Origin of the sequence: Sphingosinicella sp. YJ22 (assembly GCF_011320075.1) — a bacterium.
In the GTDB taxonomy this organism is placed as follows: domain Bacteria; phylum Pseudomonadota; class Alphaproteobacteria; order Sphingomonadales; family Sphingomonadaceae; genus Allosphingosinicella.
The window spans coordinates 1-11,655 of the sequence record NZ_JAANPA010000058.1 but is presented as its reverse complement, the minus strand read 5'-3'; the positions used below and the strand labels follow the sequence as shown (position 1 = coordinate 11,655).

Here is an 11,655-nt window from a genome sequence, read left to right as displayed (position 1 = left end):
CAGTCGGGGCGAGCGGCGATCGCCTGGGCGACCGGCAGCGCGGCATTGTCGCCGACCGCGAGCACGGCGCGCGGCTGGGCGCCGGGGCGCGGCACCCGGCTGGCCAGGCGCAAGCCGCAGCCCGCGCTTGCGAAATTCTGGAGGAGCTGGCGGGAATCGTCGCCGAGGAAGGCGACGTTGGGGGTGCCGGTCTTGGCGAACAGGCGGAACTGGTCGCCATTCGAAGCGGTGGCGGGGAAGCCGGCGCCGGCGAGCGCCCGGGCGGTGCCTTCCGAGACGACCGCGCGGAGGCCGTCGATGACCCGGGCCTGGGCGCCTTCATTGACGCGCAGCCGCACTTCCTCGGGCACTTCCTCGTTGGGCTGAACGCCCTTGGGAGTAAGGCGGGCGGTGATGGCTCGGCCGGTGACGATGCGGGCGAAGGACTGGGCGAGGCTGATCGTCGTCCAGCGGCCGCGATTGCCGCCGAGGATCGTCATCACATAATCCTGGTAGATGTCGTCGACGACGTTGAGTCCGAAACCCTCGCGGTCGGGGCTGACCGCGGCGAGCAGGCGCGGGCGCTGGAAGCCGAAGCCGCGCCAGATCGCGCGCTGGCCGGAATCGTCGGCGAGGCAGCCGAGATCGGGCACCGCGGGGCGGTCGTCGGGCGCGTTGGGGTTGAGGCAGAACAGGCCGTAGAGATTGTTCGACCAGCCCTGGCCGGCGGGCCGGCCGGCGCGCAGGGGGCGCATTCCGTCGGGGCCTTGCTGGGCGCCTTCCATGAAGGCCATGGGCGGGCGGCAATTGCGCGCGGAATCGCCGATGAAGAAGGTCTCGTTCGACGGGCCGTCGCAGGCGCCGCGAGCGAGGCTGTCGGCGTCGGACAGGCCGAGGATCATCAGCATCGCCGCATATTTGTTCGACGAGCGGGCAAGGAAGCTGCGGAAGTCCCACTCGCCGCCGGCCTGGTCCGGGACCGGCGTGCCGAGGTCGATTCCGGCGAGCGTCTGGAACGGGTTGGAGCCGGAGATGCGCAGCTCGCCCAGCTGCGGGAAGGAGTTGAGGATGGCGAGCGCCATCGGCGGCTTGGCGGCTGAGCCGGCGACCATGCGCACGAAATTGCTGTTGCGCTCCAGCATCCGGCGATGAGCGGGCGAGCCGCGCTGGCTTGGATGGAGATGCTCGGGGAGGACCGGGAAGCTGGGTATCGCCGCGATCTCGCCGGTGAGGCCGTCCATCAGTACCGCGGCGGAGCGGAAGCTGGTGATGCCTTCGCTGCCGTAAAGTGACGCCGAGGCGGTGGTGAGCTGTTGCTGGGTGGCGCCCTGCAGCCGGCTGTCGATGCTGGTCTGCAAGGACTGGTTGCCGCCGCCCGCCGCGGCCTCGATCGCGCGGGCGAAATTGGCGAGGCCGGCGGCGCGGATGCGCACCGCGTCGCCGCGGGCACGGGAGATGGCCGGCTCGCTCTGGACGAACTGATAGCGGCGGGTACCGCCCGGCCAGGCGAAGGTCAGCGTGTCGCCGCTCTGGAGGACCCGCCAGCCGACCTGGAACTCGCCGCGCGGTGCCGCCTCGGTCGCGCCGACGCTGACCGTGACCTGGCCGCGGTCGCGGCGGGGCACGCGCAGGATGGCGTGGTCGCCGACGCGGCGAAGGGTCGCGACCGCGCTCGGCGGGCCGCCGGACGCGGCGATGAAGGTGATCTGGCTGGCATTGCCGTCCGACTCCGCCGCCGGATTGATCACGTTGATCGTGCGATTGACCGCCGCCGCGCCGGGCCGGGCCGGTGCTGCAAGCCAGGCGGCGGTGGCGCCGCGCTCGTCGAGCAATTGCTGGAGGCTTTGGCTGTCGGCGTAGAGGATCGAGCCGCGCCAGCCGCTGCTGCCCTGATAGGCGCCGCTGATCAGGTGGGCGCGCGGGTCGATCTCCAGCCGGGTGCCGTCGAACCGCCAGATCGACGGGTCGAGCGTGTTCATGTCGTCGCGAAGCCAGGAGGCGGCGATGAAGGCGTCGAACTCGGCCGGGACGTCGGGGCCGCGGGCGCGCTCGACGCGGCCGTTGACGTCGCCGCTCTCGTCCGCGGCGTCGGGCACGGCGTAGAGCCAGGAACGCTCGATCGCTCCGGCGACGATCCCGGCATAGCCGTCGGTGGTGCCGTCCGCGCCGGCGAGGCCGGGCTTGAGAACGGGGCCGACGACGATGGCAAGGCCGAGCGCGCCGAGCAGCACGGCGGGCAGCGGCAATGTGGCGAGGCGCCGGCCCCAGTCGACCTTGGCGCGGGGGCCGCGCTGGCGGCGCTGCTTGCGGGCCATCAGCCGGCCCTCCGATAGGCGATGCCGATGCGCGCCATCAGAAGCAGAGCGAGGCCCTCGATGAGATCGCCGCCCGAGGACGCCGCGAGCAAATAGATGTTGCGGCCGGTGAAGGGGACGAGGAGCAGGTTGGCGAGGATCATGTAGGCGGCGGCACCGAATAGGGTCCAGATCGCCAGCGCCCCGGAGAGGTGCGGCCAGGGCGCGGGGGCCGGCACACGGTGATAGACCGCGGCGCCCGCGCCAGCGGCGAGGACGAGCAGGAAGGCGATCGCCCCCAAGCGCCCGAACGGCGCCATGATGTGGGAGGCGCTGAGGTAGTCGCTCAGGTGGGTGGCCTGGAAGCGGAAGGTGCCGAGGTCGACCGGGTAGAGCCAGCCGCGCCCGAGCAGGGTGCCGGTCAGCTCGCCGAGAAGCAGGCTCTGGTCGAGCTGGACGGCGGCGGCGCGGTTGCCGATCTCGGCGATCTGCGACGGCGCGAAGACGGCGCGCAGGCGGAGCCAATTGGGGTCGGTGCTTCGCTCCTCGACCGCATAAGCGACGCGGTCCTCGAGCGGCGCCTCGGCGCTGGGCGGCGGCGTCAGCGCGATCATGGTCCACAATAGGAGATAGCCGGCGACGAGGCCGGCCGCAGGGAGCGCCCAGGGCAGCTTGTCCTGCCACGAGCGCGGGGTCGTGCTGTCGCGGCGGCGCCAGCGGCGGAGGCGCCATAGCGCGACCCCGGCGATCGGCGGCAGATGGACAAGCGCGAAGCCGACGTCGTTGATCGTCAATGCGACGACGCCGGCTCCGACGGCGAGCGCCGCGAGGAAAATGAACCCGAAACGGCGGCGACGCTCGGGCGGCGCGGCCTCGGCCTGGGCGAGCACCGCGCCAATGCAGGCGAGGAGAAGCGGGACGTAGACGGCGCTGAGCGCGATGCCGAAGATGCGCTCGCGATAGCCGAGGAAGCCGAGAAGGATACGGACGGCGACGATGGTGCCGAGCAGGTAGAGCCAGAAGCCGGGCGGTCGGTCAAGGACCATGCGGGCGAGGAACGGGCGTTCGCTAGACGCTCCCCCTTGTTGGGAGGGGTTGGGGTGGGGGCCAGCCGCGTCCGCGGCCGGGAGACTCTCTTCCTTGTTGGCGGCTGCAGAAGTCTCTTCGGCGGCGGACGCCCCCGGCCCCCCACCAACCTCCTCCACAAGGGGGGAGGCTTGAACTTGTTCGCGCTCCGCTTCGACTTCGCTGGGCAATCTTTCGAGGTAGCCGTCCTTGGCCGGTTCAGGTGCTGCGGCGAGTGGGGCGGCGGTTACCGGCGCTGGCTTGGGCCGCGCTGGACGATCGGCGGTGAAGGCCACGGCGACACGCACACCCAAAGCTCCCAGCGCGAGCAGGGCGAACAACTGGCCGATCAGGTCGGGCGGGCCGAGCCACCACCACAAGGACGCCAGCGTCACGGCGACGAAGGCGGCCAAGGTCCCCGCCGTGGTCAGGCTGAGGTCGGCGCGCCTGCGGATGGAGATGAGGATCATCGGCAGGGCGACCATCGCCGTCCCGATGTCGCCATAGATCGTGCGCCAGTCGACCGCCGGGTCGGCGAAGACGCCGTCGATTCCGACGAGAGCGCGGACGACGAGGAGGTATTGGGCGAGGACGAGGATCTGGCCGTCGAGCCGGTGGACGCTCCAATAGCTCTCGCCCGAGGCGTGGACGACGAGCGCGACGGTGAAGGCGATGACGACGAGCAGCCAGGGAAGGCCCATTCGGTCGACCCGGAAGTCGATCTGGCGCTGAACCGGGCCGGCGGTCGCGGCGCCGTCGAGCGGGGCGCGGAAGGCGAAGCTGGTGCCGCGACACAGGTTGAACCGGTCGATCGGCATGCCGGCGGCGGCGCTTGAAATGACCGAGCCGGGGCGATTGCCGAAGGCGGAGATGGCGAAGGCCTCGGGCGAGGCCTGGTCGGGCGCGACGGCCAGACGCGACAGCGGACGTTCGCAGTGCCCAATGGGGACGAGCTCGGGCGTGTCGAGGGCAAGGGTGAAGCGGCGCCGCGCGGTCGGGTCCTCGACCAGCTGATGGCCGAGCGTGAAGGAGCGCAGCTCGCGCAACGTGTTGCCGCGCACGGCGAGGATGGCGACGTGGCGGCTGCTGTTCTCCGCAAGCGGCACGGCCTGCGCGAGCGACGGGTTCACGACGCTGCCATCGGCGCGGCGGACGCGCGCGCCGGGGTCGAGCAGCATCGCGAACCATTGATGGCCGCGGAAACCGCCCTGCTGGAACAGGAAGCTCTGCGCGGGGCGCGGCACCTCGCCGGCGCGGGCGGGGTCGGCGAGGACCGGGTTGGGGCAAGCGCCGGCAGCGTCGGGCTCGTCGCACAGGATCGTGCCCAGCCGGTGGATGCGGTTGGCCGGGCCGTAAGGCTGGATCGAGCCGAACAGGCCCGGACGGGTGCGCAAAGTGCGCGCTTCGCCGCCGCCCGCCGGCTCGAGGGTGCCGCCGTCGCGGAAGGTCCACCAGCGGGCCTGCGGAGTCGCGCAGCGATTGAGGCAAATGCTGTCGCCCTCGTTGAGCGGGACCGCGCCGGCATAGGCGCGACCTTCGTCGCCGTCGGTGGCGGCGATCAGCGTGCCGCCGCTTCCGGTGAGGGTGGCGAGGCGGACCGTCGCGCCACCGCCGGCCTGGTGGTCGAGGCGGACGAGGGCGCCGTCGAGGTCGGCGCCGGCGGGGTCCTGGACGACGAGGTCGACGCAGCCGCGCGCCGGGCCGGCGACGAAGACCGGGTCCTGGCCGGCGCCGAAATAGGCGTCGCAGCCCGTCGCGGGCATCGGCTGGGCGCGGCCGCCCTGCATGGAGAGCTGGGTCACCGTCATGCCCTCGGCATGGAGGCGCAGCGTGTCGAACCGCTCGTTGACGCAGCCGCTCGGAATGCAGGCGACGAGGAGCAGCGGCGGGATCGCCGAGCGCAGCCGAAGCCAGGCGGGCGAGAGCGGCTCGCGGCCCGCGCGGCTGCGCCAGAGCAGCACGGCCAGGAGAAGGCTCAGCAACGTGAAGGCGATGCCCGCCCCGCTCGGCATCGCTTACGGCGCCTTGTGCTCGGAGCCGTAGAGACGGCGATAGGCTCGCCGAGTCGCCGGCAACCGCAAGGTGTGGCGGACCAGCCGGTAGCCGAGCCAGAGCAGCAGCAGCGGGGTCAGCAGCGCGCCGAGCCAAGGCCACAGCAGGATCGACAGCGGCATGCGGGCGACGAGCTTGTTGCCGCCGCTGCACTCGCCGGCGCCCTGGGATACGTGCCAGGCGAGCGCGCCGCGGTCGCCCGCGCCGGCGCCGCCGAGCCGGCAGATGTTGTTATCGACCCAGGCGCGGACCGGGCTGTCGGCCTCGAGGTTGAGCGGTGGCGGCGTCACGCCGCCGCGCTGCAGATAGGCGACCAGCGCCTCAGTTCGGCCGAGCTGAGCACGCTCGGCGTCGGTCAGCGCGGCGCGGCAGGCGCTGCGGCTGCTGGTTTCCCGCTCGGCTGCGCGGCTCTTCGAGCGGCTACGGTTCGTGCTCGTGTTGGTCTCGGCCCGGTCGGCGGCTTCGTCATCGCCGAGAACGGCCTCACAGGTGATCGGCGTAAGGCTCTCGACCTGCGCTTCGCGCTGGGCGGGCCACGCCCAGGGCGTGAAGCCGAGCAGGATGAGCGCAAGCAGGAAGAATCCGCCCCACAGCACGCCCAGATAGATGCGCATGCCCTTGTCGTCCTCCGCGCCATAAACGGAGTCGATGAGCTGGCGGCGCCACGGGCGCGGGACGAGATTGGTGCCGATCACCAGGTGCCGCCTGCCTGGCGCGCGGCCTGCCGGTTCATGAACGCCCAGTCCTTGGCCGGATCCTTGCGGCCGTCGCGGCTGTGGCGGATGGCGCGGGCGCGCACCAGGGCCCGGCGCTCGGCCTTGCCCATCGCGTCCCAGCGCTGCGCCCAGGAGATCCAGTCGAACACCGAGGTCACTCCGAAATGGCCGGCCGCATAGTCGATGCGGTCCGACTGGCGGTGCTCGTGAAAGGCGGTGACGAAGTCGAACTTCACCGTTCCGAACCATTGCTCGAACATCGTCGCGAGCGACATGCGCATGTCATAGAGCGTGTCGAGCGGGTCCTCGTCATAGGCGATGCCGATGTCGGGCTTGCGGCCGTGCTTGATCAGGCATTCCAGGAGCGGGTCCGGATGGCTGACGAGGTCCGCCTTGGTCATCGCGACGAAGGTCGGCCGCATGAAGCGGGCATAGTCAATCGAGCTGATGTGGACGTCGACCTGGCCGGCATCGAGCGCTCCGAAGTCATAATGAGCGTCGAGCCGGGCGCCGTCGCGTTTCAGCTTCGACATCAGGCCGGTCATGAAGCACAGATCCTGGGTGAACAGCGATAGCTCGGCGTCGGCCTCGGACAGGCGGTAGACGCGGGTGAGAAGCTCCAGCCCCGCGACCTCGTCGACGAGGCGAAGCAGCTTGGCGCGCTCCTCCTCGCTCTTCTCGTCGCCGAGCGCCCGAATCCGGTCGATCTCGGCGGACTTGAGGCCCTGGGTGCCGAGCGCGTTCTCGACCGAGCCATGCTCGACGACCAGCTCGCGCGCCTTCTGGGCGAGGGCGTGGAGGGTGGGATTGTCCTTGGTGCGGTTGAGAAGCACCTGGTCGACGCCGCGCAAGGACACCGCCTCGCGGTGGATGTCCTCGGACAGCAGGACCTCGTCGGCGGGAAGGGCGACGACGAGCGCGCCGCACATGTCCATCGCCGCGATGACCGAGCGGACCGATCGGAAGTCCTTGGCGACGAGCCGGCTAAGCCGCTCGCCGGGAATGTCGACCAGCGCGAAGCCCTTGACCTCGTCGTCCTTGAGGCGGCGGGCATGGTGGATCTCGACGTCGTTGGTTCGGGTGACGCGCGCCTTGTCCGGTGCCGGCGGCGGCGACAGGTTGAAGCCCCAGCGGCCGAGCTCGTGCTTCACGCGGTTGAGGAACCAGGTCTTGCCGCCGGCATAGAAGCCGACCAGCACCACGGTGAACACGCCGTTCTCGCGAAGCTGGGTGAGCTGGTTGAGAATGCGGGTGTCCTCGTCCTCGACCGGATCGGCCGGGCGGGGCGGGGGCGCTGCGATCGGTTCGGCGAGCGGCTGCGGCTCGGGGTCGGCGAAGGCGGACTCGACGGCGTCGCCGGCGGTGAAGGGCGGCATGATCTCCGGCTTTGCCACCGGTTCGGCGGGATCCTCGGACGCCTGCGGTTCGGGCTGCGGCGCCTGCTCCCGCCACTCGGCGACATGGGCAGGAGTCATCTGCTCGGCCTTCATCGCCTCGCGCTCGCAGAGCTGGCAGTCGCCCTGAGTCTCGTCGAACTCGAACCAATAATGTTTGGGACACCTCTTCACGCCGCCGCTCCTTCAAGGCGTACCCATTCCAATGCGCCCCCCAGCATGTCCAACCTTTCCCTTGGCTGACTTAGTGCGGAGTCCCGCAGGCGCAACGTGCGCTGGGCGAGCCGCGCCATTTGCGGCCGGGCGAGACGGTGGGTGAGGCGCACCACGCTGCGCGCGCCGAGGCGCAATTCGTCCTCGGCCGCCGGCTCGGCCAGGCGCCATTGAAGCGCCGCCGCATAGACTCCGCGCCATTCCGGAGCGCTGTCGGCGTCGGTCTGGTCGGCGAGCAGGCGCAGGATCGCGGAGATGAGCGCGGGCTCGCGCAGGCGTCCGTCGCGGGCGAGCATGACCCGGTCGAGCAAGAGGGCGAGCTCGTCGGCTCCGAGGCCGTCGAGCAGGTCCCGCGCCTCGTCGCTGCGCTCGGCGAGCGCCTCGGCGTAACCGAGCTCGAGCAGGCGCGCGAAGCTGAGCCCGCGCAGCCAGCGGCCGTTGCCGGGATGAACAAGATCGCGGCCGAGCGGGCCCATCGCGTTCGCGGCCTCGGGCGGGGCGTCGGCGAGCGCCTTGACGTAGAAGGCGCTGTGCTGTGGCTCGAGGCCGGGCCGGCCGAGGAGCTGGGCGAACAGGCCTCGCGCGACCTGGGCGAAGGGGGCGTCGAGATCCTCGCCGCGCGGGCGCGCCAGCTCCGTGACCAGCCGCATCTGAGCGGCGCCGCCGCTCAGGCGCCTGAGGACGGTGTCAGCGGCGGGGCCGACGACCTCGGCGGGCGGGAGGTCGAAATGGCTCGGCGACCAGCGCAATGGGCCGACCGCCTCGGCGAGATCGGGATCGACGGCGAGGGCCTTCAGCCGCTCCCAGGCGCGGGCGGCGGGTGGAAGCGAGACTCGCTCGCCCTCGAAGCCGCCGGGAGTCGCCGCGGCGGGCAGATAGTGGAGGCCCGCGGCGCGGCGCTGGCCCTGGTGAAGGACGAGGAGCTGAAGCTCACGCGGCGGCGAGAAGCTGCCGGACGACGGCAGGAGCGCAGTCGTCGCCCAGCCGCGCACGCGGGCGCCGGGACCGGCGGGGCCGACCGAGGCGAGCACCGAACGGAGAGTGGGCTCGACCTCCTCGGGCCCTTGAACGACGACCATTCGGTCGCGCCATTGGAGGCCGAGCCCGGTCCAGTCGCGGCTCTGCACCTGTTGGCGCGGCGCTGCGATCGGCGCGGCGAGCGGGCTCATCGCGAAGTCGCGGCTGCCGTCGGGTGCGGGAATGAGGTCGAGCAGGGTCTCGGGCCGGCCGGCGCAGGCGGCGAAGGCGGCGCTGTCGAGGATGAGGCCGTTGGCGAAGGCCATGGTGCCGAGCGACGCGGTGCCGAGATAGGCGAGGCGCAGTAGCACGGCCGGCGTGGTGGCGTCGGCGAGCGGGACCAGGGCGATCGCCTCCGGCTCCTCCTCGTCGGCCCAGCCGGCGATGACCAGCGCCAGCTCGCTGAGGCGCGCCTCGGCCGCAGCGGACAGGTCCGGCCCCTCGCTTCGGGCAAGCAGGCGATAGCCGCGCCCGCCGGCCTGAGGGCCGATGACCAAGGTGCCGATGCGGTCGGGCGGGATCGCCATGCCTAGGGCGTCGGCCCCTGCGCGTTCTGCGCCGTGTCGGCGGGCGGGGCAGTTGTGTTGCCGGCAGCCGCGTTGCCCGGGTCGATCTGCATGCCGTTCGCATCATAGACGACCGGATCAGGGGCGATCGGCGCGGTGACGTTGGTCGTGGTTGGGCCGCTCCAGACCTGGAGCACGAAATAGGTCGCCGCCGCGGTGAGGATGACGGCACCGAGCATGAGCAGGGCGATGTGCAGCGGGGTGAGACGTCCGCGCCGCGGCCCCGAGGCGGGACGACGGGTGCGCGGCTCGGAATCACCGGCCCGGCCGCCGGCCGCGGCGAGAACGTCGTCGACGAAGCGGTCGGGATCGGGCCAGTCGGTGTCGGCGAGACGGGCGGCGACGGCCTGATCGACCCGCCGGTCGATCGCCTCGACGAGACGGTCGCTCAGCTCGGCATAGTCGCCGTTGGCCATGCGCTCGCCGAGCGCGTCGACAACGAACTCCAGCAACTCCGTCCGCAGCCGGTCCAACTCGCGCGCGGCCTCCGCGTCACCGTTCATATGCCAACCTCGTCGACCTCAAAAACCGCGGCAACAAGCCACGGATCAAGGTGTTTTGCAAAGGGAATACGCCGGAGCGAGGGCGTCAGCGCCCGCGAAGCAGCCGCAAAGGTCGCAAGATGACGCGGATGTGGACGCCGTCGTCCTGAAGGTCGCGCGAGCCGGTCGGGACGACGTCCATGAAGGCATAGCCATAGGTGACGCGCAGCTGAATCGCGTCGCTCGGTTGCCAGGCGAGCGACGCGCCGGCGCTGGCGATGGTGTCGGGCGCGGGCTGGGCGGCGGTGCGGGTGTGGGCGTAACCGGCGTCGACGAAGCCGGCGACGGTGAAAGCGCCCCAGTCGAAGGCGCGGCCGCGGCCCGCCGATCCGGACAGGCTGAACGGCTGGGCGAGCTCGACCGAGCCGATCACGCCCTGGTCGGCGAGAAGCAGGGTCTCGCGATAGCCGCGAACGCTCGCCTCCCCGCCGATCCCCAGCCGCTCGCCCGAATAGAGGACGCTGCTCGCGACCTGGCCGGTGATCCGGGCGCGCAGCTCGAGGCCGTCGTCGGCGAGGCGGCGGGCGTAGTTGAGCTGGACGAGCAGCGCGAGAAAGTTGCGGTCGGGGCTTGCCACGCCGGGAATGTCGGAACGGGTGCCGGCGATTCCGATCGTGCCCGTGGCGGAGGCGGCGAACACCTGGTCGACTCCGCGCAGGACATAGTCGCCGAGCAGCCGCACCGCGCCATATTCGGCGCGGCCGTCGACCGATCCCGGAGCGAAGGAGAAAGGTTGGCCGAGCAGGAAGCTCTCCTGCCGCCGCGAGACATAGCCGATTCCGGCGGTGAGCGTCTGCGAGGGCGACCAGGCGCCCTCGCCCGCGGGGGTGAGCGGACGGCGAAGCAGGGTACGGACGAGGCTCGCTTCGAACGCGCGCTCCTCGCTCCTGATGTCGAGCGGGACGAGCGGCGCGTCGACCACCGCAGCCTCGTTGTGGCTGGCGCGCAGGTTGAGGATGGTCTCGGGGTCGAAGGTGGGCGTCGAATAGGCCGCCATGGCGTCGAGGCCGCCCTCGGTGAGGCCGGTCTCCCCGAACAGGGTGTCGCCGGTCGCGAAGAAGTTGCGCACGCTCATGCCCATCGCGCCGCGCTCGCCGCCGACCGAGGGCGAACGGCTGTTGCCGGCGGTGAGGTAGAAATCGACTCGTTCGGCCGGCAGCACGGTGAGCAGCAGGCTCGCCTCGCCGGGCCGCTCGCCGGGGCGCAGCTGCGCGTTGACGGTGCGGATCGCCGGGTCCTCGGCGAGCAGCCGGAAGTCGCGCTCGATCAGCGCGGCGTTGACCGGCTGGCGCCGCGCCGACGGCATGCGGTCGCGGACGAAGCCGGGGCGAAGGCCCATCGGGTCGCCGCTGAAGCGGACCTCGACCGCCTCGCCCCCGGCCGGCGCGACGAGGCGGCCGTGGACCAGCTCCACCACCATCTCGTCCGGCGCTCCGCCGGGCTGAACGAGCAGGCCGGAATTGACGAAGCCGGCCGAGAGGAAGGCGCGGTTGATGAGCTGCGTGAGCGCCACGGCGCGGCCGGCGTCGCTCACCTGGTTGGCGGCGAACTGACGGCGCACCCAGTCGGCGCCGAGCGGTTCGCCCGGGCGATGGTCGATGCGCAGGCCGGACAGCGCGTCCTCGGCCGGCCGCCAGCCGGGCGGGGGCACGGCGTCGGGCCCGACCTGGCTTTCCACGACTCGGACCTCGCGGAGGAGTCCGCCCGGGACGGCGGCCGGCACGGGTGCCGAGGGCTGGTCCGGCGCGAGCGACGGCGGGCCGGGCGCCAGGAATGGCGGCCGCTCGGGCGGCTGGGCCTCGGAGCCGGTGCGCGGG

7 protein-coding genes are annotated in these 11,655 nt (G+C 71.9%); all 7 read right to left on the bottom strand.

Translation table 11 applies throughout. The annotated features are described in order from the left end of the window. Window positions 1–2,294 (bottom strand): hypothetical protein (locus G7B71_RS14845; RefSeq protein ID WP_166042319.1); only part of this gene is annotated, 2,294 nt, incomplete at its 3' end. Continuing rightward, window positions 2,294–5,350, bottom strand: coding sequence for a hypothetical protein (locus G7B71_RS14840; protein WP_166042317.1), 3,057 nt, complete (start codon window positions 5,348–5,350; stop codon window positions 2,294–2,296). The genes G7B71_RS14845 and G7B71_RS14840, both read right to left, overlap by 1 nt. Before the next feature lie 3 nt (window positions 5,351–5,353). Then, window positions 5,354–6,085, bottom strand: coding sequence for a hypothetical protein (locus G7B71_RS14835; RefSeq protein WP_166042315.1), 732 nt, complete (start codon window positions 6,083–6,085; stop codon window positions 5,354–5,356). After that, window positions 6,082–7,674 (bottom strand): hypothetical protein, encoded by a 1,593-nt coding sequence (locus G7B71_RS14830; RefSeq protein WP_166042313.1) that lies wholly within the window; start codon window positions 7,672–7,674, stop codon window positions 6,082–6,084. The genes G7B71_RS14835 and G7B71_RS14830 overlap by 4 nt, the downstream gene beginning before the upstream one ends. After that, on the bottom strand, window positions 7,671–9,257 hold the full coding sequence (locus G7B71_RS14825) for a hypothetical protein (RefSeq protein ID WP_166042311.1): 1,587 nt from the start codon (window positions 9,255–9,257) through the stop codon (window positions 7,671–7,673). The genes G7B71_RS14830 and G7B71_RS14825 overlap by 4 nt, the downstream gene beginning before the upstream one ends. Before the next feature lie 2 nt (window positions 9,258–9,259). After that, window positions 9,260–9,799 carry a hypothetical protein gene (locus tag G7B71_RS14820; protein ID WP_166042309.1) on the bottom strand — a complete coding sequence of 180 codons (540 nt, stop codon included), beginning with the start codon at window positions 9,797–9,799 and terminating at the stop codon, window positions 9,260–9,262. An 85-nt stretch (window positions 9,800–9,884) separates the two neighbouring features. Then, window positions 9,885–11,655, bottom strand: a 1,771-nt coding sequence (locus tag G7B71_RS14815) for a ShlB/FhaC/HecB family hemolysin secretion/activation protein (RefSeq protein ID WP_166042307.1), incomplete at its 5' end; no start/stop codon positions are given.

What these genes read in the sequence shown, in the direction of transcription:
- G7B71_RS14825 (WP_166042311.1), bottom strand. Translation starts at nt 9,257, where the DNA reads ATGGCGATCCCGCCCGACCGCATCGGCACCTTGGTCATCGGCCCTCAG.
- G7B71_RS14840 (WP_166042317.1), bottom strand. Translation starts at nt 5,350, where the DNA reads ATGCCGAGCGGGGCGGGCATCGCCTTCACGTTGCTGAGCCTTCTCCTG.
- G7B71_RS14820 (WP_166042309.1), bottom strand. Translation starts at nt 9,799, where the DNA reads ATGAACGGTGACGCGGAGGCCGCGCGCGAGTTGGACCGGCTGCGGACG.